This window comes from Paenibacillus sp. BSR1-1 (assembly GCF_030403775.1).
Lineage (GTDB): Bacteria > Bacillota > Bacilli > Bacillales > Cytobacillaceae > Neobacillus.
Genome location: NZ_JAQMWQ010000005.1, coordinates 57392 through 83016 on the forward strand (window position 1 = coordinate 57392; position 25625 = coordinate 83016).

The following is a 25625-nucleotide window of genomic DNA, read 5'->3' on the forward strand; positions in this document are numbered from 1 at the left end:
TTATAGATGTAGCCATTTAAGTTGTAACTAGAAGCGAGGAGAGTGAAAAGTTTGAAGTTAGAGATAATTAGAAAAATTATTGGTGGAATTCTCCTTGTTTCATTAATTAGCCTTATTTTTTTTCAGCCATTGCAACAATATTTAAGTGTACCTAAAACAATCACTGTTTTTGAAGGACAAGATTACACATTTCAAAAGGCTGTTCCGGTTTCAGCCTCTTTAGTTTCTCACAATTCCACAATCACACTTGAACAGGAAAAACATTCGGTTTCGGTAAAGGCTTCTGAAAAAGGCAAAAATGAAATGCTTTTAGAATATGCCGGTATCCCCATTAAAAAGGTTGATGTACATGTCTTAAAAGATTTTCGTGTCATCCCAGGCGGTCAATCAATTGGTGTAAAATTGAATACGGTAGGAGTTTTGGTTGTCGGCCACCACTTAGTTAACACAACAAATGGAAAAAAGTCTCCAGGTGAAATTGCAGGAATTAAAGTTGGAGATATTATCACAGAAATCAATGGAAATAAAATTGAAAAAATGACAGATGTAGCACCATTCGTACAAGCTGCTGGACAAGATGGCAAAGCATTAGATATGATGATTAGCCGAGAAAGCGGTAAATTTAAGACTAAACTTACTCCATTAAAGGATAAAGAGGAAAATAGTTATAAGCTTGGATTGTATATTAGAGATTCTGCTGCTGGGATTGGGACGATGACTTTTATTCATCCGCAATCCAAAAAATATGGTGCGCTTGGCCATGTCATTTCAGATATGGATACGAAAAAGCCGATTGTTGTAGAAGATGGTCAAATTGTAAGGTCAACAGTAACATCAATTGAAAAAGGAAGTAATGGAGATCCGGGTGAAAAGCTTGCGCGTTTCTCTTCGGACCGAGAAATTGTCGGAAATATTACTAAGAATAGCCCATTTGGAATTTTTGGTGAATTAAATAAGGATTTAAAAAATGGTGTGTTAGATAAACCATTGCCAATTGCTTTATCCCATCAAGTAAAAGAAGGGCCAGCAAAAATTTTAACAGTTGTAAATAATGACAAAGTTGAAGAATTTGATATTGAAATTGTCAGCACAATCCCGCAAAAGTTTCCGGCTACAAAAGGCATGGTCATTAAAGTAACCGACCCAAAGCTGCTTGAAAAAACGGGAGGAATCGTTCAAGGAATGAGCGGAAGTCCGATTATTCAGGATGGTAAGCTTGTCGGAGCAGTGACACATGTTTTTGTTAATGATCCAACCTCAGGTTATGGGGTTCATATTGAATGGATGCTAAATGAAGCTGGAATTAACATATATGATATGCCAAAAAATAAAGCGAGTTGATAATTGAGCAAAATAGGTAAAATTCCCTATTTTGCTTCTTTTCTTATTTAAAGTTTTTTCGACAAATAGCAGTTATAAATTGGAAAAAATGCGATTTTCGTCGAAAGAACGAGGAAAACAAAGAAAAGATAAGATTTTATCACTAATTTAAGAAATATTAAAAAAATGAGAGGATTTTTTGTTGCATTGTCGAATTTCTAATTTAGAATAGAATTAAGAGCTTACTGAGAATAAGGATTGAAACTGAAATAGAGATTAATGAGTCGAGTTAAGGAGGAACCGGAGTTGAAAAAAATAAAAGTATGTGTCGTTGATGACAATAGGGAACTCGTTGGATTATTAGAGGACTATATTTCGTCCCAGGATGATATGGAAGTAGTAGGTATTGCTCATAATGGTCAGGAATGTTTAGAAATGTTAAGTAATACAGATCCTGATGTTCTCGTTTTAGATATTATCATGCCGCATCTTGATGGTTTAGCGGTTTTAGGACGTCTTCGTGAACTGAAAAAAGGTGTCCTGCCAAACGTTATTATGCTGACTGCATTTGGTCAAGAGGATGTAACCAAAAAAGCAGTAGAACTTGGGGCCTCTTACTTTATCCTTAAACCTTTTGATATGGAAAATTTAGGCAGTCACATAAGACAAGTTAGCGGCAACAGTAATTTATTTACCACACGCAAGGCTCCGGCAACAAATTATCGTTCCCAATCCGAACAAAAACCCAAAAATCTTGATGCCAGCATTACGAGCATCATCCATGAAATCGGAGTACCCGCCCATATTAAAGGTTATTTATATTTAAGGGAAGCGATTTCGATGGTTTATAACGATATCGAGCTGCTTGGCTCGATTACTAAGGTTTTATACCCAGACATCGCAAAGAAATATAATACAACTGCCAGCCGCGTAGAACGTGCGATCCGACATGCCATTGAAGTGGCTTGGAGCCGCGGCAATATCGACTCTATCTCTTCATTGTTCGGATATACTGTCAGTATGTCAAAGGCGAAGCCAACGAATTCTGAATTTATCGCCATGGTTGCTGATAAACTTCGCTTAGAGCATAAGGCCTCTTGAAAGGAAGAGTAAATTAAATTAAAAAGCCTTCATTTTTTGGAGAAATGAAGGCTTTTTTGCTTTTATTTGTTAATTATTCTTATCCTTTTCCATTTCCATTAGCTTTTGAATGAGAATATGCTGTGGCATGTGCATAAGCTGTTCAAGAGGAATATTTAATTTCTGTGCAAGCTTTAGGGCGGTATCAGGTGATAATTGTAATGGTTTCATTAGAATCCTCCATATTTTTAGTAGGGATGTGAAAAAATTGACACAAATTTTCGCGCACCGTGGTTACTCCGCTTTATTTGCTGAAAATACAATGGGTGCCTTTATTGAAGCAGAAAAAGCAGGTGCAGACGGCTTAGAACTGGATGTTCAATTAACAAAAGATGGTGAAATTGTCGTCATCCATGATGAAAAAGTTGATCGAACCACGACGGGAAAAGGTTTTGTTAAGGATTTTTTATATAAAGAAATTAGAAAATTTAACGCCAATAAAAATGGTCTTAAAAAGGAAGCGATTCCTTCTTTAGCGGAAGTGCTAGAATGGCTTAAAACGAACAAACTAATTTGTAATATTGAATTAAAGAATGGCCTGATTCCCTATGAAGGCATGGAAGAAAAGGTTATTAAGCTTGTTCGGAAATATGGTCTATCAGATAGAATTATCATTTCATCGTTTAATCACTATAGTATTGTTCAAAGTTATCGTTTAGCCCCTGAAATTGAAACGGCCCCTTTGTTTATTGAAGGAATTTATATGCCGTGGATATACTCTCAAGCCATTAGGGCAAAAGGGATTCATCCAAAGCATTCTTCCATGTCAGATAACATTTTTATCAATACAATGCAAAATGGGATTGCAGTTCGGCCCTATACTGTTAATAAGGATGCGGATATGCACCGGTTCTTTAATATTAATTGTACTGCTTTTATAACCGATGACCCAGTAAAAGCTTTACGTATAAGGAAACAATATGAAAAGAGACCATAACTGGCCTCTTTTTTTATTTTTTAAATTTTGTTTGTACCTTATTTCTTTTTCGGTCGCGATGGAGGATGAATCCAGCAACAAAACCAAGACCTCCAATGAAAAAGACTAATCCAACGAGAAATTGAAGCCATAATTTAGGAAATGGTGCTTGAAGAATCCCGAAGGTCATATCTCGCATTAATTTTATTCCAACTGCCGCCAAAACACCAGGGATCAATACTATAATAAGGGCAATAATCCTGCTCATGAACGTAATCCTTCCAAATTGTTATTTAAATAAGCACATCTAAATTATAACTCATGAAAATATTATTACATAGCTGAAATTTGTCAAGATTAGTGTTTGGTAATAAAATAGATACTGAAAAAAGTTGCATATTTTTCCTGTAAGGAATGAAAAGATTTTCTTAATATGAAAGGGTGGGAAAAATGCAAAATGTCATGATTGTAGGAGCCGGTAAGGGCGGTACAGCAATTTTGAAAATATTAAAGGAATCAGAAATGCTAAACCTTCATGCCGTTGTTGATCGGAATTTGGATGCCCCGGGTATAAAAATAGCGCAAGAAGAAGGTATTAAAACAGGAACATGCTGGCAGTCATTTCTAAACGAAAACATAGATATCATTATTGAAGTTACAGGCAATGATGAAGTTTTTCAAGAAATCCGGGACACCAAAAATAAAAAAACAGTTCTAATACCAGGCAGCGTTGCCTTCCTCGTGGCAAGGCTGATGGAAGAAAAAGAAGAGCTTATTGAAAAGCACCAGAATGAATCCTATCAACAAGAATTAATTTTTAACGCTACAAATGATGGGATGGTCGTCATTGATAAATATGGAAAGGTCATTTTATTTAATAAACAGGCAGAAGAAATAATGGGCGTCAAGAAAGATGAGGCAATTGGGAAATTTGTTGTTGAAGTTATCCCGCATAGTCGTCTGCCGCATATCCTCGAAACCAGAAGGATTGAGTCTAACCAAGAAATGATCTTAAGGAATGGTAGAAAAATTATTACCACGCGAATTCCGATTATTGAGGAAAATGGAACATTAATTGGGGCTTTCGCTGTTTTTAAAGACATTACAGAGGTTGTAAATCTTGCAGAAGAAATCACGGATCTTAAAGAAATACAAACGATGCTGCAAGCAATAATCCACTCAAGTGATGATGCGATTTCGGTTGTGGATGAAAATGGACGGGGACTCCTGATAAATCCTGCCTATACCCGAATAACTGGGCTTACACAAGAACAGGTAATCGGCCAGCCGGCAACCACTGATATCTCTGAAGGTGAAAGTATGCATATGAAGGTTCTGCAAACAAGAAGGGCAGTTCGTGGCGTAGCGATGCGAGTTGGGCCGAACAAAAAAGAAGTAATCGTTAATGTAGCGCCAATTATCGTAAAGGGGAAATTAAAGGGAAGTGTCGGCGTTATCCATGATATGTCTGAAATGAAATCGCTCAGCAGAGAGCTGAGCCGTGCTAGACAGTTGATACGGAAGCTGGAGGCAAAATACACATTTGAGGATATCATCGGAAAATCGGACGAAATGACCTTGGCAATCGAACAGGCAAAGCTTGGAGCCAAAACTCCTGCCACAGTCCTTCTTCGGGGTGAGTCAGGAACGGGAAAAGAGTTATTTGCCCATGCTATACATAATGCCAGCGATCGTAAATATAACAAATTTATCCGGGTTAATTGTGCTGCTATATCGGAATCCTTGCTTGAAAGCGAAATGTTCGGCTACGAAGAAGGTGCTTTTTCTGGTGCAATAAGAGGGGGAAAGACTGGCTTTTTTGAGGAAGCAAATAATGGGAGTATATTTCTCGATGAAATCGGCGAACTTTCCGCCAATACTCAGGCAAAGCTGCTTAGGGTATTACAGGAAAATGAAATCATCCGTGTGGGTGGAACAAAACCAATCACGATCAATGTTAGGATTATTGCAGCGACAAATGTCAATCTTGAAAAGGGTATTGCTAAAGGAACGTTTAGGGAAGACTTATATTATCGTTTAAATCGCATGCCTATCCACATTCCTCCCTTACGAAAACGCAAAGATGAAATTCCGTTATTATGTGAAAGGTTGATTCAAAAGATTAATCGAGATTACGGACGAAATGTTGAAGGGGTTACCCAAGCAGCCTTGTTGCAGTTGATGGGGTATGATTGGCCTGGCAATGTAAGAGAATTGGAAAATATTCTTGGCAGAGCGATTATTTTTATGAATTATTATGAAACCTTAATCGATGTCCATCACTTGCCTGAATTAAAAAATAAAAAATCAGGCCAAGAACTAAATTCAACAAACAAAAGTGAATCCTTTACATTAGATCGTACACTTTCCGAAATGATGGAAGAATATGAAGCGAATATTATTCAGCAAACACTAAGCCGATTAAAGGGCAATAAAACATTAACAGCTAAAACCCTTGGTTTGTCTGTAAGGAATTTATATTATAAACTGGAAAAATATAACCTTGAAAAAAATATCACGCAATAAATTTCATAGTGTGAAATTTTTTGCGTGTAGTAAATTTGAAAATAAAGCGTTTTCATTGCATTTTAGTTTGGCATAGAACTTGCAATGTAATATATCGGAGTGGAAGAAAGAGGAGAAGGGGTTGATGACAACTTGTTGCTTGAATCACTAATAGACAAAGCAACCCAGGTTAGTGCCAAAACAGTGGCCGTTGCAGCTGCAGAGGATGAAGAAGTTATTGAAGCTGTTTTGGATGCTCATAACCGAAATCTCGCAAATTTCATATTATTTGGTGATAAGGAAAAAATCAAAACCATTTTGGAATTGAAAAAACATGATAAAAAGGTTTCAAACAATTTGGAAATCATTCATGCTGATTCAAACACATTAGCTGCTGAATTGGCCGTCAAAGCCGTTTTTAACAAAAAGGCAGATGTATTGATGAAAGGCAATATTCCAACAAGCACTGTATTGAAAGCAGTGTTAAATAAGGAATATGGGCTGAGAACAGGAAATGTCCTGTCCCATGTAGCGGTTTTTGAGATACCTGGCTTTGATAGATTTACAATTGTGACAGATGCTGGGATGAATATTACTCCAGATTTAGAACAAAAGGCACAAATTACAAAAAATGCTGTATCTATAGCTAGGTCAATTGGAATTGAAATGCCGAAAGTGGCACCGATTGCTGCAGTAGAAGTAGTTAATCCAGTCATGCAGCCTACTTTGGATGCTGCTGCTTTAACGGTGATGAATAAACGCGGGCAATTATCCGGCTGCATAGTCGATGGACCATTGGCATTAGATAATGCCGTTTCGGAGCTTGCAGCAGAACATAAAGGAATTCAAAGTGAAGTCGCTGGAAAAGCCGATATATTATTAGTGCCTACTATTGAGTCAGGTAATATCTTATATAAATCATTAATCTATTTTGCAAAAGCCAAGGTTGGAGCAATAATTGCGGGGGCTCGTGCACCGATTGTTCTGACTTCTAGAGCTGATTCTGCAGAAAGTAAACTATATTCGCTTGCGCTGGCATTATGCTGCGTATTAAAATAGCAGGTTAACATTCGAGGAGGAATAAGATAATGGAAATTTTCAAGTACTTAGAGAAATATGATTATGAGCAAGTGGTATTTTGCCAAGATAAGCAGTCAGGATTAAAAGCTATAATTGCTATTCATGATACAACTCTTGGACCAGCATTAGGCGGAACCCGTATGTGGACATATGAATCTGAGGAAGCAGCCATTGAAGATGCTCTTCGCCTCGCAAAAGGAATGACTTATAAAAATGCTGCGGCTGGATTAAATCTTGGCGGAGGTAAAACAGTTATCATAGGTGACCCTCGCAAAGATAAGAACGAAGAAATGTTCCGAGCCTTTGGCCGATATATTCAGGGGTTGAATGGCCGATATATAACAGCAGAAGATGTTGGTACCACAGTGGCTGATATGGATTTAATTCATGAAGAAACAGATTATGTAACGGGAATTTCACCAGCTTTCGGCTCTTCAGGAAACCCTTCACCGGTAACTGCATACGGTGTTTACCGCGGAATGAAAGCCGCAGCCAAAGAAGCTTTCGGCACTGATTCACTTGAAGGAAAAGTGGTTTCAGTACAAGGTGTTGGAAATGTAGCATACACTCTTTGCGAATATTTGCATAAAGAAGGCGCTCAGCTTATTGTTACAGATATTAATAAAGAGGCTGTTAATCGTGCCGTGGAAGCATTTGGTGCTCGTGCTGTAGACCCTAATGAAATTTATGGTGTAGAGTGTGATATTTATGCTCCATGTGCTCTTGGGGCAACAATTAATGACGATACCATTCCACAACTGAAAGCAAAGGTAATTGCAGGTTCAGCCAATAATCAGTTAAAAGACACCCGTCACGGCGATATCATTCATGAAATGGGTATTGTTTATGCTCCGGATTATGTTATTAATGCCGGCGGAGTGATAAATGTCGCCGACGAGCTATATGGATACAACCAAGAACGTGCGATGAAAAAAGTAGAGCAGCTCTATACAACGATAGAAAAAGTCATTGAAATTTCTAAACGTGATGGTATCCCAACATATGTTGCTGCTGATCGGATGGCAGAAGAGAGAATTGCAAAAATACGTAATTCAAGAAGCCAATTCTTGCAAAATGGCCATCACATTCTAAGCCATAGAATCTCAAGATAAGACATAAGGCTGGGGAAGAACGCTGAATGAGAAATTCAGCGTCTTTGCCTTTCATAAAGCGAATTTTCCTAATTGGAGGTTAAAACGTTGCCAGATAAAGAATATCGAATTCTCGTCATCAACCCAGGCTCGACATCAACAAAGATTGGAGTCTTCGATAATGAAATTTCTATTTTTGAAAAAACAATCCGCCATGATGCAGAATTAATCAATTCCTTTTCCAATATTATTGAACAGTACGATTTTAGAAAGTCCACTATTTTGGAAACACTGGATAAAGAAGGTATAAACATTTCCAAATTAAGCGCTGTATGCGGCAGGGGCGGATTACTCCGTCCAATCGAGGGCGGTACCTATGCAGTCAATGATTTAATGCTAAAAGACTTAAGGGCAGGTTTTTCCGGACAGCATGCATCAAACCTTGGTGGTATCATTGCTTACGAAATTGCGGCAGGTCTTAATATTCCTGCATATATTGTAGATCCTGTTGTTGTCGATGAACTCGATCCAATAGCAAGAATTTCCGGATTCTCTTTAATTGAAAGAAAAAGTATCTTTCATGCTTTAAATCAAAAAGCAGTTGCAAGAAGAATCGCAAAGGAATTAGGAAAAAAATACAATGAGTTGAACTTAATCGTAACCCATATGGGCGGCGGCATTACCGTTGGTGTTCATAAGAATGGAAAAGTTATTGATGTAAATAATGGACTTCATGGTGATGGACCTTTCAGTCCAGAGCGTGCAGGGACTGTTCCGGCTGGAGACTTAATTGCCCTGTGTTATTCAGGTGAATATTACCGGGAAGAAATTATGAAGAAACTTGTTGGTCAAGGTGGACTTGTGGGATACCTTGGAACGAATGATGCCGTTCAGGTGGAACAAAGGATTGCTTCAGGTGACAAGGAAGCGAAGCTTGTCTACGATGCAATGGCCTATCAGGTTGCTAAGGAAATTGGGGCGGCAAGTGCCGTTTTGGCTGGTAAAGTAGATGCCATTGTGCTGACAGGCGGTCTTGCTTATGGTAAAGATTTTGTGAAAGAAATATCTGATAGAATAAATTGGATTGCTGATTGTTTTGTCCATCCTGGTGAAAATGAACTTCAAGCTTTGGCAGAAGGGGCTTTCAGGGTCTTGCGCGGTGAAGAAGAGGTAAAGGTCTACCCTGGGAATTTTACAACAGCAAATATCTAAAAAATTTGGGGAGGAATTTTAAGTGGCACAAGAATATGATTTAGTCATTCTTGGCGGTGGAACTGGCGGTTATGTAGCTGCCATTCGCGCTTCACAGCTTGGGTTAAAAACAGCGATTGTCGAAAAAGGAAAATTAGGAGGAACATGCCTTCATAAAGGGTGTATTCCAAGTAAGGCACTCCTAAGAAGTGCAGAGGTTTTCGCAACAGCAAAACATAGTGAAGATTTCGGTGTTGTTACAGGTGATGTTTCTGTTAATTTTACTAAGGTTCAGGAAAGAAAAAATAAAATTATCGATCAGTTACATAAGGGTGTTCAGCATTTAATGAAGCAGGGGAAAATTGATGTCTATGAAGGCCTTGGACGTATCCTTGGACCATCCATTTTTTCACCAATGCCAGGAACGATTTCCGTTGAAATGAATAATGGATCTGAAAACGAAATGCTAATACCGAAAAATGTAATTGTGGCGACCGGTTCGAGACCAAGGACTCTTCCTGGACTTGAAATTGACGGGGAGTATGTTATGTCCTCTGATGAAGCACTACAGCTCGAGGAGCTTCCAAACTCGATTATTATTGTCGGCGGCGGTGTAATTGGAATCGAATGGGCATCCATGCTTTCAGATTTCGGGGTCGAAGTAACGGTCATTGAGTATGCTGATCGAATCATTCCGACAGAAGATAAGGAAATCTCTAAAGAAATGCAACGTTTAATGAAGAAAAAAGGGATTAAACTGGTAACAAGTGCTAAAGTCCTTTCAGAAACATTGGTAAAAGAGAATGGAGTTGCCATTTCTGCGGAGGTAAAAGGGTCTGTGAAAGAGTTTAAAGCAGATAAACTGCTTGTTTCTGTCGGCAGACAAGCAAATACAGAAGGAATTGGACTTGAAAACACCGAAATACAAGTAGAAAAAGGTTTTATATCTGCAAATGAATTTTACCAAACTAAGGAATCCCATATATATGCAATTGGTGATGTCATCGGTGGTCTTCAGCTTGCACATGTGGCAAGCCACGAAGGAATAATTGCCGTTGAGCATATTGCTGGAAAGGATCCTTCAAATCTTGATTACAATCTAGTTTCAAGATGTATTTATTCAAGCCCTGAAGTATCAAGTGTCGGTATAACAGAGGACCAAGCTATAGAAAAGGGCTATAAAGTAAAGGTCGGAAAGTTTTCATTCAGAGCAATTGGTAAAGCATTAGTTTTTGGAGAATCAGATGGATTTGTTAAAATTGTTGCAGATGAAGAAACCAATGATATTCTAGGAGTGCATATGATTGGTCCTCATGTAACTGATATGATTTCTGAAGCTGGACTTGCGATGGTTTTAGATGCTACACCTTGGGAAATTGGCCATACAATTCATCCGCACCCAACATTATCTGAAGCCATTGGAGAAGCTGCACTGGCAGTGGATGGAAACGCAATTCATTCATAATAAAGACTTTTTTTACGAACAATCGGGAGGTTAGAAATCAATGGTAGAAAAGCGTCATGAAGCTTTAGGGTTAAGCGACGGAAAAGTATTGGAAATGTATGAAACGATGCTTTTAGCCCGCCGCATAGACGAACGGATGTGGCTTTTGAATCGTGCTGGGAAAATTCCTTTTGTTATTTCTTGTCAGGGACAGGAGGCAGCTCAGGTCGGTGCAGCATTTGCCCTTGATCGCGATAAAGATTATGTACTGCCATATTATCGTGACATGGGAGTTGTTTTAACATTCGGCATGACACCAAGAGAACTTATGCTGTCAGGATTTGCTAAAGCAGAAGATCCTAACTCAGGCGGACGTCAAATGCCTGGGCATTTTGGCCAAAAGAAAAACCGGATTGTGACTGGTTCTTCGCCAGTTACTACCCAAGTTCCCCACGCAGTAGGTGTTGCTCTTGCAGGAAAAATGGAAAGAAAAGACCTTGTTACGTTTGTTACGTTTGGTGAAGGTTCCTCAAACCAGGGGGATTTCCATGAAGGTGCAAATTTTGCGGGTGTACATAAGCTTCCGGTTATTTTTATGTGCGAAAACAACAAATATGCTATCTCTGTTCCGATAGAAAAGCAATTGGGCTGTGAAAAGGTTTCAGATCGTGCAATTGGTTACGGAATGCCAGGATATACGGTTGATGGGAATGATCCATTAGAGGTTTATAAAGTGGTAAAAGATGCTGCCGACCGCGGTCGCCGCGGCGAGGGGCCAACTCTGGTTGAAACTGTTTCTTACCGTTTAACACCACACTCTTCCGATGATGATGACCGTTCTTATCGGGCGCCGGATGAGGTGGCCAAGGCGAAAACACAGGACCCGATTATCACTTTTGGAGCTTATTTAAAAGAAACCGGAGTAATGAATGACGATTTAGAAAAAGAAATCAACGATCGTGTGATGAAATTGGTGAACGAGGCAACTGATTATGCTGAGAATGCTCCGTATTCTGCACCAGAAGATGCGTTGAAATATGTTTATGCGGAGGGAGTATAGGCATGGCAGTAATTTCTTATATTGATGCGGTAACAATGGCCATTCGTGAAGAAATGGAGAGAGATCCTAAGGTATTTGTCCTTGGTGAAGATGTTGGAGTTAAGGGCGGAGTATTTAAAGCTACCCAAGGCTTATATGAACAATTTGGTGAAGAGCGCGTTATTGATACGCCGTTGGCTGAATCAGCCATTGCTGGAGTAGGAATTGGGGCAGCAATGTACGGAATGCGTCCAATTGCGGAAATGCAATTTGCTGATTTTATCATGCCAGCTGTCAATCAAATTATTTCAGAGGCTGCAAAAATTCGCTTTCGTTCTAATAATGACTGGCATTGTCCTATGGTCATTCGTGCCCCATATGGCGGGGGAGTTCATGGAGCGCTCTATCATTCTCAATCAGTAGAAGCAGTATTTGCGAACCAGCCGGGCTTAAAAATTGTCATGCCTTCAACTCCTTATGATGTTAAAGGGCTATTAAAAGCAGCTATCCGTGATAATGACCCTGTATTGTTTTTTGAGCATAAACGTGCCTATCGTTTAATTAAAGGAGAAGTTCCAACGGATGATTATACATTGCCAATTGGAAAGGCCGATGTAAAGCGTGAAGGAGAAGATATCACCGTCATTACATATGGACTTTGTGTTCATTTTGCCCTTCAGGCGGCTGAAAAATTAGCAAAGGACGGAATTTCTACTCATATTCTTGATCTGCGTACTGTTTATCCACTTGATAAAGAAGCCATTATTGAAGCTGCTTCAAAGACAGGAAAAGTGTTGCTTGTAACGGAGGACAATAAAGAAGGAAGCATTATTAGTGAAGTGTCAGCGATAATTGCCGAAAACTGTTTATTTGAATTAGATGCACCGATTATGCGTCTCGCAGGTCCTGACGTACCAGCAATGCCATATTCTCCAACAATGGAAAAGTTCTTTATGGTAAATCCTGATAAAGTGGAAAAAGCAATGCGCGAGCTGGCTGAATATTAATTTTTCAAATGGAATTGTTTTTCTAAGGAGGTTTCACCATTGGCGATTGAACAAATAAAAATGCCGCAGTTAGGCGAAAGTGTTACCGAGGGAACGATAAGCAAGTGGCTCGTTTCTGTCGGAGATAAAGTGAATAAATACGACCCTCTCGCAGAGGTTATGACAGATAAAGTAAACGCAGAGGTTCCATCCTCATTTACAGGTGTGATTAAAGAACTAATTGCCGGTGAAGGCGATACATTGGCCGTAGGAGAAATCATTTGTACAATCGAAATTGAGGGCAGCAATGGTGCCGAGGCAATCCCGGTGGAACAAAAATCAGTAGCAACTGAATCAGTCGCAGCTCCTCAGGCGGACCAAGGAAATAAAGCCCGCTATTCACCTGCTGTTCTAAAAATTTCTCAAGAACATGGCATTGATTTAACACAGGTGTCAGGCACCGGAGCCGGCGGCCGGATTACACGTAAAGATTTATTAAAGCTAATTGAATCCGGAACGATTCCTGTGGCAGGTTCAAAAGTTGAAGAACTACAACAGCCAGCGGCTGCAAAGCAAGAGGTGGTTCAACCTGCAGCAGCAAGTCAGCCGGCAGCTGCTGTTTCCGCTGCTCCAACAGTGAATATCCCAGTCGCAGCAGGTGATATTGAAATTCCGGTTACAGGCATTCGTAAAGCGATTGCTTCCAATATGCTCCGAAGCAAGCATGAAGCACCTCATGCCTGGACGATGATGGAAGTTGATGCAACAAATCTCGTGGAATACCGTAATGCCCTTAAGGATGAATTCAAGAAAAAAGAAGGCTTCAATTTAACCTTCTTTGCCTTCTTTGTAAAAGCTGTAGCACAAGCACTTAAGGAATTCCCGCAAATCAATTCAATGTGGGCGGGAGATAAAATTATCCAAAAGAAAGATATAAATCTTTCAATAGCTGTTGCTACGGATGATGCCTTATTTGTACCGGTTATTAAAAATGCTGACGAGAAAACAGTTAAAGGAATTGCACGTGAAATATCCGAATTAGCTGTTAAAGTAAGGACTGGAAAACTTCGTTCTGAAGATATGCAGGGCGGGACGTTTACCGTCAACAACACAGGTTCATTTGGCTCTGTACAATCAATGGGAATCATAAATTATCCGCAGGCGGCAATTCTTCAAGTCGAATCCATTGTCAAACGTCCTGTAGTAATGAATAATGGCATGATTGCTGTCCGTGATATGGTAAATCTTTGTATGTCACTTGACCACCGCGTATTGGACGGTCTTATTTGCGGCCGCTTCCTCGCAAGGGTAAAGGAAATCATTGAAAATACATCAAAAGCCACAACATCCATTTATTAAGGCTATTTTCACAAAGATTGTTGTTTTTCGTAAAAGTTCATCAACCCGTATAACTAAATTCTTCTTGGCATCTTTTCGTAAGAACATTTGCGAAAATTGCCTAGAAACTTTGTGAATGACCCTTCAAAAGTTCTAAAAGCAATAAAGGTTACGAAAAGAGCCTTTATTAAAGAATATCCCGCTGCCTGCTCTGGGCAGCGGTTATTTTTATTGCGTCATCACAATATCTATCCTAAAATAGAATTAATTGAATTTTTATAATTTTTTTTGAAAGGGGATGAATTCTTTGGAGAATTTAAGGAGTCAAACTTTCCCTCTCAAATCTGTTCAAGATTGGGAGGAAAAAGCCGAACAATCCTTAAAAGGAAGAAAAGTTGAATCTTTACAAAGTGTTACATATGAAAACATCATTTTGAAACCGCTTTATTCCCGTGAGGATGAACAGATAGTTCCTGAATATCCTGGTGGATCAGATTCAAGAAGAGGTATACATCCTGTAGGATATGTTACGAATGAATGGAAGGTTGCACAGCGAATCACAGCTGATACAGCTGGTGAACTGAAACATAAGCTTCATGAAGCAGTCCAAAAAGGACAAACGGCTATTTCATTTGAAGTAAGAGAAGAGCTATGTGAATCTGAAAGTTTTGCAGATTTATATCAGAATTATCCCTTCGCATTGAACTCAAAATGGCTGCAGACTGATTTTTTATCAAAGCTAGACAGCCAAATTAGTGAAAAGGAAAAGGTTACTGGTTATATTGCAAATGACCTCATTTCTCTTCTTGCAGAAACAGGAATTTTTTCGGAGGAGCTCCTTGAAAAGTGGACAGAGGATGTTAAGTATGCAGAAAAGAAATTTCCACAATTACGAACCATTCTTATAAACACTACTCCCTATCATAATGGAGGGGCAAATGCTGTCCAAGAACTTGGAATTGCAGCCGCCACTGGAGTTTTTTATTTACAACTACTTATTGAAAAAGGGATAGACCTTAATTCAATTACAAATAAAATGGTCTTTCAATTCTCAATTGGAAGCAACTTTTTTATGGAAGTGGCAAAGTTAAGGGCTGCCAGAGTCATCTGGGATCGAATTTCCGAGCTTTATGGTGCTGAAGGCGATTCTGGTAAAATGCACATCGCGGCCGAAACTTCCACTTTTACGAAAACAATTACTGATACTCACGTGAATCTTTTGCGTTCCGCAAATGAGGCGTTCGCCGCTGTTTTAGGGGGAGTCCAATATTTACAAGTAAGCTCCTTTGATTATTTAACCGGCTCCAGCGCTTTCTCAGAACGAGTTGCACGAAACATTCAGCTGATTTTAAAGGAAGAGGCCCATTTACAGAAGGTAATTGACCCCGCTGGCGGCTCTTGGTATATTGAGGCGCTGACTAATCAATTAGCTGAAAAAGCGTGGAACTTTTTCCAACAAATTGATGCAAAGGGCGGAATTCTTGAAGTCTTAAAAACTAATTGGCTTCAACAAGAGCTCGAAGCAGTTTTTGAAAAAAGAAATGTTGATATTCAAACAAGAAAACAGAGTATAGTCGGAACAAATGTCTATGCTGCACTTGAGGAAAATTTACCAAATAATCAATCCTCCCAAACAAGTGAATCTTTCGGCAAAAAAGATTCATTAGAAATTGAAAGAATTCAACAAAGAAGATTATCAGAACCGTTTGAGGAGCTGCGATATAAAGCTAAATTAATTGAAGAAAGACTAGGTTTTACTCCATCTGTAGGCATGATTTGTCTTGGGGAAATGAAGCAGTACAAAGCAAGACTGGATTTTATGAAAGGCTTTTTAGCGGCCGGAGGCATTAAGGCTGTTGAGAGTAAACCAATCATCAATTTGGAAGATGCTAGACAATTTCTAATAGACCACGAGACGAATTTTGTTTGCTTCTGTGGCACCAATGAACAATATGAATTGGTAGGCAGCCCAATACTTGCTGCTCTAAAGGCAGAATTTCCAAATCAGACGTTCCTTTTGGCAGGACTCCCTGAAAAGGAAAGACAGGAAGCGTGGCAAAAGGGTGGGGTTGCCCAGTTTGTTCATGTTAAAAGCAACTGCTATGAAACTGTTTCGACCATCCTAGAATCAATGGAGGTGAGCTCAAGTGAAGAAACAAAAGCCTGATTTTCAAAACAAACCGTTATTTGATAATCAAAAATTCCTTTCTAACGAAGAATGGCTGGAAAAAGCCGAAAAAGAATTCAATGCTTCCATCGATGATTTATTGTTTGAAACCAATGAACAAATTAGTTTAAAACCCATCTATACAAAGGAAGACCGAGATGGCTTAGAGCATATCGATGACTTGCCAGGGCTCCCGCCATTTACCCGTGGCCCCTATCCGACTATGTATGTGAATCGCCCATGGACAGTGAGACAGTATGCTGGCTTTTCAACAGCGGAGGAAAGCAATGCTTTTTACCGCAGGAATCTTGCGATGGGGCAAAAGGGTTTATCAGTTGCTTTCGATTTGGCAACCCATCGCGGCTATGATTCAGATCATCCACGCGTAGTTGGAGATGTTGGTAAAGCGGGAGTTGCGATTGATTCTATTCTTGATATGAAAACATTGTTTGATGGCATTCCGCTTGATCAAATGTCTGTATCAATGACAATGAACGGTGCAGTACTTCCGATTTTGGCCTTTTTTATCGTAACTGCTGAAGAGCAGGGTGTCAGTCAGGAGAAGCTTTCTGGAACGATTCAAAACGATATTTTAAAAGAATATATGGTGCGTAACACATATATCTATCCTCCAGAAATGTCAATGAAAATTATTGCGGATATTTTTGAATACACGTCCAAATATATGCCTAAGTTTAATAGCATCAGTATTTCCGGCTATCACATGCAAGAGGCAGGAGCACCGGCAGATTTAGAATTAGCCTACACATTAGCAGATGGATTAGAATATGTAAGGACTGGACTTAAAGCGGGAATCGAAATTGATTCGTTCGCACCAAGACTTTCTTTTTTCTGGGCAATTGGCATGAATTATTTTATGGAAGTGGCAAAAATGCGTGCGGCCCGCCTTATCTGGGCAAAAATGATGAAATCCTTTAATCCGAAAAGTGAAAAATCATTGGCACTTAGAACCCATTCTCAAACCTCCGGCTGGAGCTTAACAGAACAGGATCCATTTAACAATGTAACCCGGACGTTAATTGAAGCACATGCGGCAGCGATGGGGCATACACAATCCCTTCATACAAATGCGCTAGATGAAGCAATTGCCTTGCCTACGGACTTCTCTGCAAGGATTGCCCGGAACACTCAGCTGTTTTTACAGGAGGAAACCGGTATTACAAATGTTATTGATCCATGGGCAGGCTCCTTCTATGTTGAGAAATTAACTGATGAATTAGTGCAAAGAGCTTGGACACATATTGAAGAAATTGAAAAACTTGGCGGCATGGCAAAAGCGATTGAAACCGGACTTCCAAAAATGAGGATTGAAGAGGCAGCGGCCAAAAGGCAGGCGCAAATTGATTCAGGAAAAGAGACGATTATTGGTGTAAACCGTTACCGTCTTGAGAAAGAGGAAGCAATCGATATTCTTGATATCGATAATACTGCTGTTCGCTTAAAGCAAATTGAAAAATTAAATGCATTAAAGTTGAGCCGGGATGATGAAAAGGTTATGGAGGCTTTGGCTGCTCTAACGAAAGCAGCGGAAACAGGTGATGGGAATCTATTAGAACTCGCTGTCCAAGCAGCAAGGGCAAGAGCAACATTAGGCGAAATTTCTGATGCGATTGAAAAAGTGGCAAGCCGTCATAAAGCGGTAATCCGCTCTATTAGCGGTGTTTACAGCCAAGCGTTTACCAATGAAGAAGAAATTGCCGCAGTGAAACAAATGACAGACGAATTCCTTGAAAATGAAGGTAGAAGACCAAGAATTTTGATTGCGAAAATGGGGCAGGACGGTCATGACCGTGGTGCCAAGGTTATTGCGACTGCTTTTGCGGATCTTGGGTTTGATGTAGATATCGGCCCTTTATTTCAAACTCCTGAGGAATCAGCCATGCAGGCAGTTGAAAACGATGTACATGTGATAGGTATGAGCTCACTGGCTGCAGGACATAAAACATTACTTCCTCAGCTTGCAAGCGAATTAAAAAAGCTGGGCAGAGAGGATATTTTAATTGTTATCGGCGGTGTTATTCCAGCTCAGGATTACCAATTTTTATATGACAATGGTGCCGCAGCCATTTTCGGTCCTGGGACAATTATTCCTGTTGCAGCCGGGAAAGTAATCAAGGAGATTTATAAACAGCTTGGTTATGAGGAAGTGGCACAGTAAATGGACGGGGATAAGAGACCAGAATGGAGCGACCCAAACGAGCCTGATAAATTTTCAAGCATTATTCGTAAAGGCCAAATGCAGGAAGGGCAAGAGATTTCCATTCAAAAAAATATGCGGTTTCAAAAGCGCAAATCGAGCGAGCCCTCAGTCGAAGAATTATATGATGGGGTGCTTTCTGGAAACAGAAGCCAGCTTGCTCGTTCGATTACCTTGGTTGAAAGTAATGCGGAACAGCATTTTCATAAGGCCCAGGAGCTTCTTCAAAAACTTTTAACACATACAGGGAAGTCGGTTAGGATTGGAATTACGGGTGTACCTGGAGCAGGAAAAAGCACTTTTATTGAAGCATTTGGCACGTTTCTATGTGAGCTAGGGCTCCAGGTCGCTGTGTTAGCCATTGACCCATCTTCTAGCATTAGCGGAGGCAGCATTCTTGGAGATAAAACGCGGATGGAGCAGCTTTCTCGAAATCCAAGGGCCTTTATTCGACCTTCCCCAACGGCAGGGAAGCTTGGAGGAGTGCACCGAAAAACAAGGGAAGCGATGCTGATTTGTGAGGCTGCCGGGTATGACGTTATTTTGATTGAAACGGTCGGTGTCGGTCAAAGTGAAACCATCATCAGAGATATGGTAGACTTCTTTATGCTCCTTGTTTTAACTGGTGCAGGAGATGAATTGCAGGGGATGAAGAAGGGAATCATGGAACTTGCCGATGCGATAATTGTTCACAAAGCTGATGGCGCAAATCAACCAAAAGCAGAGCAGACCAAAAAAGAATATAATCGTATTCTCCATTTCCTTCAGCCGGCTACGAAGGGCTGGAGCACCAAAGCCTATACTTGTTCGTCATTTACTGGAGATGGGATAAAAAATGTTTGGAATGTCATAAAAGAATTTGAAGACTCAGGGAAATCAACAGGTGTATTTAACGAAAGAAGAAATGCTCAACAGCGGGATTGGCTTTATTCCATGATTACAGATCAGCTTCAATACAGCTTTTTCCATCATCCAGCTGTAAAACTGAAATTACCCCAATTGGAAAACGAAGTCATTGCCGGAGAAAAAACAGCTGCCTCAGCCGTCGAAGCCTTATTCGATGCGTTTTTGAATAAAAAGGTCTAGTGGGCGAGTGGTTTATTTGAAAAAAACACTTTTTTACTGTTATCATATAGTTATAAGGACATAGAAGGAGTGAAATTGATGAGCATGGATTTTAATTTTTTCATGAATGATGTAGTTAAACAGGCACGCCAAGAAATCGCGGCGGCTGGCTATAAAGAGTTAAAAACACCTGAAGAGGTAGAAGCAGCACTTGAACAAAAAGGAACAACCCTAGTAATGATTAATTCTGTCTGCGGCTGTGCAGGGGGGATTGCCCGTCCTGCGGCGGAACATGCCCTGCATTATGATAAACGTCCAGACCATCTTGTCACTGTTTTTGCCGGCCAGGATAAGGAAGCAACCGAAAAGGCAAGAAGTTATTTCACCGGCTATCCACCATCTTCTCCGTCATTTGCTTTATTAAAAGACGGAAAGATTATCTCCATGGTTGAACGCCATCAAATTGAAGGCTACGATCCAGCAACAGTGGTAGCAAAGCTTCAAAATGAATTTGAACAGTATTGTGATGAAGTGTAAGGAATAAAATGGAAAGGTCAAATCGTGAATCGATTTGGCCTTTTTTATTGTCGAATCTATCTTTATCGTGTATATTTATTAATTATTTCGTAATTTTAATCACTTCAAAGGGGAGTTTCTGATATGAAAGACTTATTAAAAAGTTATTTAGAAAACATTCAAAATAGATTATGGGAGATAAGTGATACCTTGTACCATCATCCAGAATTGGGTGACCAAGAATTTGAATCCATGCAGCGATTAGTGGATTTTCTTGAAGAAAATCAATTTACAGTTGAAAAAGGGATTGTTGACAGGCCGACTGCCTTTAAAGCTGTGTATGATAGTAAGAAAGAAGGACCGACTATTGCTTATTTATCCGAATTTGATGCTTTGCCTGAGATAGGCCATGGATGCGGCCATAATATGATCGGAACCATGAGTGCAGGTGCAGGTGTACTTTTAAGCAAGGTTGTTGATGAAATTGGCGGAAGGGTTGTTGTATTAGGTACTCCTGCTGAAGAAACAAATGGCGCAAAAGTTCCAATGGCAGAACAGGGAATCTTTGATGATATCGATGCTGCTATGATTTTGCATCCAGCTGATGAATCTTATGAAAGCGGTGATTCACTGGCAATGGATGCCATGCAATTTGAATACAAAGGCAGGACAAGCCATGCAGCCGCTTCTCCTGAAAAGGGCATTAACGCACTTGATGCTGTTTTACAACTATTTAACGGAATAAATGCTCTTAGACAACATGTCACTTCAGATGTTAGAATACACGGAATCATTAAAGAGGGCGGTGTTGCGGCCAATATTGTCCCAGACAAAGCGATAGCCCAATTTTATGTCCGTGCTAAAAACCGCAGTTATTTAAACGAAGTAGTTGAAAAGGTAGAAAATATTGCAAAGGGTGCTTCTTTGATGACTGGGGCGGAGCTCGAGATTAGTAATTACGAACTAAGCTATGACAATATGGTAACGAACCATACCTTATCACAGTTGTTTACAAACAATCTTCTATCAACTGGTGTTAAAGAGGTTAAAAAAGCTAAAGATTCAAATGGATCCATTGATATGGGAAATGTGAGTCACGTAGTTCCTGCCATTCATCCGTATATCGGTCTTGATTCGCCTGGATTAATCGCACATACAAGGGAATTTGCCGACATAACTATTACTGACAATTCTCATAAGATCCTTTCTAACGGTGCCTTAGCCCTTGCCTTAACTGGTTTTGATGTAATAACCAACAAAGATGTTTTGGAAAAAATGAAAAACGAATTTCGTCAGCCGGTATTAAGTGAGGCATAAATATTGCCAGTACCTCTTCATCATGAGAGGTACTTTTTTATTTTAATAAATCATTTTCACATAAAAATTATTGTAAGCGTTTAATCTAAATAATATAAATTACAACGGAATTATTTGAATATTTTTATATTAAAAAAATATCTTTTCAAAATAATATCCATGTGTTATTATTCGTTCTGTTGAATAAAAATTCAAGTTGTTATAAAAAAATACCTTTTAAATATAGGAGGAGACATCATGAAAAAGACAATCTTATCATTAACTCTTATCTTAACTTTGGTTGTTTTAGCTGCATGCGGCCAAACTAATAAGGACGGAGCAAATGGAGGAAAAACTACAGACAAAAAAGTATTAACGATGGCAACATCTGCTGATTTTGCTCCATTTGAATCAAGAGATCCATCTGGCAAGGTTGAAGGCTTTGATATTGACTTGGCGAATGCAATAGCGAAGGAATTAGGATATAAATTAGAAATTAAAGACATGAAGTTTGATGGCTTAATCGGTGCCTTACAGGCTAAGCGTGTAGATATGGTTCTTGCAGGAATGTCGGCAACAGAAAAGCGCAAGAAAAATGTTGATTTTTCAACTCCTTATAACCATTCAGGTGAAATGTTCTTAACATTAAAGGATGCTAATATTAAGACGCTTGATGATCTAAAAGGAAAAACAGTTGGAGTTCAGCTTGGGACAATCCAAGAAGAAGGTGCAAAAACCCTGCAAAAACAGGTGGATTTCACTATTAAGCCATTAGATAATGCAACTACTTTAATTCAAGAGTTATTATCACACCGAATTCAAGTCGCTTATTTAGATAAATCAGTTGCTACAGGCTACATGAAGGAACAAGGCTTAGCTGGATTTGATGATCCAACAACAAGTTCTCCAGGGATGGCCGTTGCATTTCCTAAAGGCAGTGACATGATTGACGATGTAAATAAGGTTCTTAAAAACATGGAGGATAACGGAAAACTCCAAGAATTAAAAGATAAGTGGTTAAAAGACCAACAATAATTAAAATATTGAAGTGAGGTGTAAGGCATGAATTTGGATTTTAGCCAAATTGTGCCTTATATTCCTTTTATCCTAAAAGGAATATGGGTTACATTAAAATTTGTTATAATTGCGATTATTTTTGGATTCCTCCTTGGAACAATTTTATCTTTGTTTAAGATTTCAAGTAATAAGGCATTAAATTGGATTGGCAAGGTATACACATCTATTTTTCGTGGTACTCCGTTAATTTTGCAATTAATGTTAATATATTTTGCCATTCCACAATTAACAGGCTATGACATTCAGCCATTCTTAGCATCGATCTTGGCTTTTGGCTTAAATTCAGCTGCATATGTTTCAGAGATTATTAGAGCAGGTATTCAGGCTGTTGATAAGGGCCAAACCGAAGCTGCCCAAGCGCTTGGAGTTCCTTACCGTTTAATGATGAAGGATATCATCCTGCCCCAAGCGTTTAAAAATATTTTACCTGCACTCATGAATGAATTTGTCACTTTGACTAAGGAATCGGCACTCGTCTCTACAATAGGCTATTTAGACCTTATGCGCCGAGCGCAGGTTGTGGGGGCAGATACGTATCGGAATTTTGAACCATTGATCTTTGTAGGTTTAATCTATTGGTTAATGATAATGGTACTGACAACGATGGGACGAATAGTTGAAAGGAGGATGAAGTTCAGTGATTAAAGTAGAAAACCTCTATAAACAATTCGGAGAAAACGAAGTCTTAAAAAATATTTCTACCCATATTGACAGCGGGGAAGTTGTCTCCATTATTGGACCATCCGGTTCCGGTAAGTCCACCTTTCTTCGTTGTTTGAATATGTTAGAAACACCTTCGCAAGGAAAGGTCTGGGTCAATAATCAGGAGATTACTGATAAGAAAACGAATATAATGAAGGTTCGGGAACAAATCGGTATGGTTTTTCAGCACTTTTATTTATTTCCCCATTTGACAGTTTTAGAGAACTTAACTTACGCACCGATGAAGGTTAAAGGGGAATCCAGGGAATCTGCTGAAAAAAAAGCTCGGGAATTGCTGGCTAAAGTTGGCCTATCGGAAAAAGAAACAGCATATCCCAATAATTTGTCAGGCGGACAGAAGCAGCGTGTTGCCATTGCTCGTGCTCTGGCAATGGAACCAAAGCTGATGCTGTTTGATGAACCTACTTCAGCGCTTGACCCGGAAATGGTAAAAGAAGTATTAAACGTTATGAAGGACTTGGCACAATCAGGAATGACCATGGCCATCGTAACCCACGAAATGGGATTTGCACGGGAGGTATCTGACCGCATCATGTTTCTTGATGAGGGGAAATTACTAGAAGAAGGCTCTCCGAATGAATTTTTTAATAATCCACGCACAACCAGAGCAAAGGACTTTCTGGAAAAAGTGTTATAATTATATAATTGAAGATAATAAAAGATGGTCATTATGATCATCTTTTTATTTATATAGGAGAGTAAAAATGGCATTTCGCATTGGTTATCGAACAATTAAAACTGCAGTGGGCACTGCAGCATCCATCTTAATTGCACAGCAGCTCGGCCTTCACAACTACGCTTCTGCAGGAATTTTAACGATTTTATGTATTCAAGTTACGAAAAGAAGGTCTCTTAGGACATCTTGGGACCGATTTTTGGCGTGTGTATTAGCCATGCCTTTCTCCGCTCTGTTTTTTGAGGGAATCGCCTACCATCCCATCGTTATCGGGGTTATGCTGTTCTTCTTTATTCCTCTACTTGTCATGTTAAAAGCCAGGGACGGTATTGTTACTAGCAGTGTCATAATTCTACATATTTACATGGCTCAAAAAATTTCTATGGCTAATTTTTTAAATGAACTGGGTGTCATTATTATAGGAATCGGAGTGGCTCTCCTCATCAATCTTTATATGCCTAGTGCTGATAGAAAACTAAGGGACTATCAACATAAATTAGAAGAAAATTTTAAAATTATTTTATGTGAATTGGTTCGATATTTACGAACGGGTGATAGCGATTGGGGAGGGAAAGAGATTACCGAATGTGCCCAATTACTCGAAGAGGCAAAAGCACTAGCTTTTAGAGATGTAGAAAATCATCTTTTACGGGATGAGAATCTTTATTTTCATTATTTCAAAATGAGAGAAAAGCAATTTGAAATCCTAGAACGTGTCTTGCCGATTGTAACCTCCATTACCAGAACCGTTAGACAAGGGAAGATGGTGGCTGATTTCCTCGAAGATTTGTCTGAAAATGTTCATCCAGGAAATACAGCACATATTTATATCGATAAATTAAGAGAGATGAAAAAGGAATTTGAAGAAATGGAGCTTCCAAAAACTAGAGAGGAATTTGAAACGCGGGCAGCCCTGCTTCAACTAGTGAAAGAAATGAATAACTACCTTATTATAAAAAGTTCATTTAAAGGAATGAAAACTTTCATGAATGAAAGGAAGAAAGTTGAAGCAAAATAGGAAAAAAAGGCAGGTGGATGAATTTGATAAAAATCTTATCGCCAATCCTGATTGCTTTTTTCCTATCTCCGCTTTGGCCGTTAGGGCCAAATCCAGTACCAGGAGCCCCGTTTGTTATTGTTAATAAAAGTAAAAATGAACTGGCTTTTATTAATGAGAACAAAGTTCAAACCGTTGTTAGTGTTGGAACAGGAAAGACACAAGAATTGACACCTGAAGGACTTTTCACGATTACTGTAAAAGCAAAGGACCCATATTTTCGAAGAGAGAATATTCCTGGCGGCAATCCGAAAAATCCTTTAGGGGCTAGATGGATTGGCTTTGACGCAAGGGGAACGGATGGCAGAACCTACGGAATTCATGGAACCAATCAGCCTGCTTCTATTGGGAAATACGTTTCACAAGGGTGTATCCGTTCGCAAAATGAGGTAATAAAATCGTTATTTCCACTAATCCCATTGGGGACAAAAATTCTTGTCACTTCTTCAAAAAAATCCTTTGAATTGCTGGCGCAAGAAAATGGAGCAATAAAATGAGGAAAGGGAATGTTCGAATTGAACATTCCCTTTTATATGGTTAACGAATAAACTGGCCGATTCCGATTAGGAGGGTTGACGCAAGCATGGCAAACAACATTAAATAAACAACAATTTTTCTATTTTTCTTTTTGGACAATCTAGGGACCTCCTTCATTTTTAAACTATATTTATATTTTACAGGGAAAAGCCTAAATGAACAATGGAACAACTCCGGCAATTTAGGAAGGAATTATGAACTTTTTACCGAATACAATAATTGTCGAATTATTTTAATATTGAA

Annotated in this window: 24 protein-coding genes; 21 read left to right on the top strand and 3 right to left on the bottom strand. The window is 39.3% G+C overall.

Going from position 1 to position 25625, the window contains the following annotated elements; all coding sequences use genetic code 11:
- Positions 1–51 precede the first annotated feature (51 nt).
- On the top strand, positions 52–1341 hold the full coding sequence (gene spoIVB / locus PH210_RS10285) for a SpoIVB peptidase (protein ID WP_289985120.1): 1290 nt from the start codon (positions 52–54) through the stop codon (positions 1339–1341).
- Between the two features lie 285 nt (positions 1342–1626).
- Entirely contained in the window at positions 1627–2421 is a 795-nt protein-coding gene (spo0A, locus tag PH210_RS10290) for a sporulation transcription factor Spo0A (RefSeq protein WP_289985122.1), read from the top strand.
- 69 nt (positions 2422–2490) lie between these two features.
- Here the strand turns inward: spo0A and PH210_RS10295 are convergent, their stop codons facing one another.
- Positions 2491–2631: a YycC family protein gene (locus tag PH210_RS10295; protein ID WP_223591484.1), complete on the bottom strand. Its 141-nt coding sequence runs from the start codon at positions 2629–2631 to the stop codon at positions 2491–2493.
- A 37-nt stretch (positions 2632–2668) separates the two neighbouring features.
- On the opposite strand from PH210_RS10295, the gene PH210_RS10300 reads away from it, so the two are divergent.
- Positions 2669–3397 carry a glycerophosphodiester phosphodiesterase gene (locus PH210_RS10300; protein ID WP_289985124.1) on the top strand — a complete coding sequence of 243 codons (729 nt, stop codon included), beginning with the start codon at positions 2669–2671 and terminating at the stop codon, positions 3395–3397.
- A gap of 13 nt (positions 3398–3410) precedes the next feature.
- On the opposite strand, the gene PH210_RS10305 is transcribed toward PH210_RS10300, so the two are convergent.
- Positions 3411–3644, bottom strand: coding sequence for a DUF2627 domain-containing protein (locus PH210_RS10305; protein ID WP_223591486.1), 234 nt, complete (start codon positions 3642–3644; stop codon positions 3411–3413).
- A 182-nt stretch (positions 3645–3826) separates the two neighbouring features.
- On the opposite strand from PH210_RS10305, the gene PH210_RS10310 reads away from it, so the two are divergent.
- The 18 genes from PH210_RS10310 to PH210_RS10395 all read left to right on the top strand — a co-directional run bounded on the left by PH210_RS10310 (position 3827) and on the right by PH210_RS10395 (position 25342).
- Positions 3827–5902: a sigma-54 interaction domain-containing protein gene (locus PH210_RS10310; protein ID WP_289985127.1), complete on the top strand. Its 2076-nt coding sequence runs from the start codon at positions 3827–3829 to the stop codon at positions 5900–5902.
- A gap of 132 nt (positions 5903–6034) precedes the next feature.
- On the top strand, positions 6035–6940 hold the full coding sequence (gene yqiS, locus PH210_RS10315; RefSeq protein ID WP_289985129.1) for a phosphate butyryltransferase: 906 nt from the start codon (positions 6035–6037) through the stop codon (positions 6938–6940).
- Positions 6941–6969: 29 nt separating this feature from the next.
- Positions 6970–8073, top strand: a complete 1104-nt coding sequence (bcd, locus tag PH210_RS10320; protein WP_289985130.1) for a branched-chain amino acid dehydrogenase — start codon at positions 6970–6972, stop codon at positions 8071–8073.
- An 87-nt stretch (positions 8074–8160) separates the two neighbouring features.
- Positions 8161–9264 (top strand): butyrate kinase, encoded by a 1104-nt coding sequence (buk, locus tag PH210_RS10325; RefSeq protein WP_289985132.1) that lies wholly within the window; start codon positions 8161–8163, stop codon positions 9262–9264.
- 22 nt (positions 9265–9286) lie between these two features.
- Entirely contained in the window at positions 9287–10708 is a 1422-nt protein-coding gene (gene lpdA, locus PH210_RS10330) for a dihydrolipoyl dehydrogenase (protein WP_289985134.1), read from the top strand.
- Between the two features lie 40 nt (positions 10709–10748).
- Positions 10749–11747 carry a thiamine pyrophosphate-dependent dehydrogenase E1 component subunit alpha gene (locus PH210_RS10335; RefSeq protein WP_289985136.1) on the top strand — a complete coding sequence of 333 codons (999 nt, stop codon included), beginning with the start codon at positions 10749–10751 and terminating at the stop codon, positions 11745–11747.
- Positions 11748–11749: 2 nt separating this feature from the next.
- The gene (locus PH210_RS10340; RefSeq protein ID WP_223591496.1) at positions 11750–12733 is read left to right on the top strand and encodes an alpha-ketoacid dehydrogenase subunit beta; all 984 of its coding nucleotides are present in this window, start codon (positions 11750–11752) and stop codon (positions 12731–12733) included.
- A 39-nt stretch (positions 12734–12772) separates the two neighbouring features.
- A complete protein-coding gene (locus tag PH210_RS10345) occupies positions 12773–14071 on the top strand; it encodes a dihydrolipoamide acetyltransferase family protein (RefSeq protein ID WP_289985138.1) in 1299 nt (432 codons plus the stop codon).
- 277 nt (positions 14072–14348) lie between these two features.
- Positions 14349–16217: a methylmalonyl-CoA mutase subunit beta gene (locus PH210_RS10350; RefSeq protein ID WP_289985139.1), complete on the top strand. Its 1869-nt coding sequence runs from the start codon at positions 14349–14351 to the stop codon at positions 16215–16217.
- Entirely contained in the window at positions 16198–18396 is a 2199-nt protein-coding gene (gene scpA, locus PH210_RS10355; RefSeq protein WP_289985141.1) for a methylmalonyl-CoA mutase, read from the top strand. The genes PH210_RS10350 and scpA overlap by 20 nt, the downstream gene beginning before the upstream one ends.
- Positions 18397–19521: a methylmalonyl Co-A mutase-associated GTPase MeaB gene (meaB, locus tag PH210_RS10360; protein WP_289985142.1), complete on the top strand. Its 1125-nt coding sequence runs from the start codon at positions 18397–18399 to the stop codon at positions 19519–19521. It begins immediately after the preceding gene.
- A gap of 78 nt (positions 19522–19599) precedes the next feature.
- Complete coding sequence (locus PH210_RS10365) at positions 19600–20037, top strand: BrxA/BrxB family bacilliredoxin (RefSeq protein WP_289985143.1); 438 nt, start codon at positions 19600–19602, stop codon at positions 20035–20037.
- A 123-nt stretch (positions 20038–20160) separates the two neighbouring features.
- Positions 20161–21333, top strand: a complete 1173-nt coding sequence (locus PH210_RS10370) for a M20 family metallopeptidase (protein ID WP_289985144.1) — start codon at positions 20161–20163, stop codon at positions 21331–21333.
- A gap of 237 nt (positions 21334–21570) precedes the next feature.
- Positions 21571–22347, top strand: a complete 777-nt coding sequence (locus PH210_RS10375; protein ID WP_289985145.1) for a transporter substrate-binding domain-containing protein — start codon at positions 21571–21573, stop codon at positions 22345–22347.
- Between the two features lie 27 nt (positions 22348–22374).
- Positions 22375–23034, top strand: coding sequence for an amino acid ABC transporter permease (locus PH210_RS10380; protein WP_289985146.1), 660 nt, complete (start codon positions 22375–22377; stop codon positions 23032–23034).
- Positions 23027–23749 carry an amino acid ABC transporter ATP-binding protein gene (locus PH210_RS10385; RefSeq protein ID WP_289985148.1) on the top strand — a complete coding sequence of 241 codons (723 nt, stop codon included), beginning with the start codon at positions 23027–23029 and terminating at the stop codon, positions 23747–23749. The genes PH210_RS10380 and PH210_RS10385 overlap by 8 nt, the downstream gene beginning before the upstream one ends.
- A gap of 67 nt (positions 23750–23816) precedes the next feature.
- Positions 23817–24806: an aromatic acid exporter family protein gene (locus tag PH210_RS10390; RefSeq protein ID WP_289985149.1), complete on the top strand. Its 990-nt coding sequence runs from the start codon at positions 23817–23819 to the stop codon at positions 24804–24806.
- A gap of 17 nt (positions 24807–24823) precedes the next feature.
- A complete protein-coding gene (locus tag PH210_RS10395; protein ID WP_223591514.1) occupies positions 24824–25342 on the top strand; it encodes a L,D-transpeptidase in 519 nt (172 codons plus the stop codon).
- Between the two features lie 40 nt (positions 25343–25382).
- Here the strand turns inward: PH210_RS10395 and prli42 are convergent, their stop codons facing one another.
- Positions 25383–25481 carry a stressosome-associated protein Prli42 gene (gene prli42, locus PH210_RS10400; RefSeq protein ID WP_223591515.1) on the bottom strand — a complete coding sequence of 33 codons (99 nt, stop codon included), beginning with the start codon at positions 25479–25481 and terminating at the stop codon, positions 25383–25385.
- Positions 25482–25625: the final 144 nt, after the last annotated feature.

Bases quoted from the DNA above. Each gene is read 5' to 3' on its own strand.
- meaB (WP_289985142.1), top strand. From the start codon at position 18,397: ATGGACGGGGATAAGAGACCAGAATGGAGCGACCCAAACGAGCCTGAT.
- PH210_RS10375 (WP_289985145.1), top strand. From the start codon at position 21,571: ATGAAAAAGACAATCTTATCATTAACTCTTATCTTAACTTTGGTTGTT.
- PH210_RS10310 (WP_289985127.1), top strand. From the start codon at position 3,827: ATGCAAAATGTCATGATTGTAGGAGCCGGTAAGGGCGGTACAGCAATT.
- PH210_RS10335 (WP_289985136.1), top strand. From the start codon at position 10,749: ATGGTAGAAAAGCGTCATGAAGCTTTAGGGTTAAGCGACGGAAAAGTA.
- PH210_RS10305 (WP_223591486.1), bottom strand. From the start codon at position 3,644: ATGAGCAGGATTATTGCCCTTATTATAGTATTGATCCCTGGTGTTTTG.
- PH210_RS10295 (WP_223591484.1), bottom strand. From the start codon at position 2,631: ATGAAACCATTACAATTATCACCTGATACCGCCCTAAAGCTTGCACAG.
- PH210_RS10380 (WP_289985146.1), top strand. From the start codon at position 22,375: ATGAATTTGGATTTTAGCCAAATTGTGCCTTATATTCCTTTTATCCTA.
- PH210_RS10395 (WP_223591514.1), top strand. From the start codon at position 24,824: ATGAATTTGATAAAAATCTTATCGCCAATCCTGATTGCTTTTTTCCTA.
- PH210_RS10365 (WP_289985143.1), top strand. From the start codon at position 19,600: ATGAGCATGGATTTTAATTTTTTCATGAATGATGTAGTTAAACAGGCA.
- PH210_RS10370 (WP_289985144.1), top strand. From the start codon at position 20,161: ATGAAAGACTTATTAAAAAGTTATTTAGAAAACATTCAAAATAGATTA.
- PH210_RS10350 (WP_289985139.1), top strand. From the start codon at position 14,349: ATGAATTCTTTGGAGAATTTAAGGAGTCAAACTTTCCCTCTCAAATCT.
- PH210_RS10340 (WP_223591496.1), top strand. From the start codon at position 11,750: ATGGCAGTAATTTCTTATATTGATGCGGTAACAATGGCCATTCGTGAA.
- PH210_RS10390 (WP_289985149.1), top strand. From the start codon at position 23,817: ATGGCATTTCGCATTGGTTATCGAACAATTAAAACTGCAGTGGGCACT.
- bcd (WP_289985130.1), top strand. From the start codon at position 6,970: ATGGAAATTTTCAAGTACTTAGAGAAATATGATTATGAGCAAGTGGTA.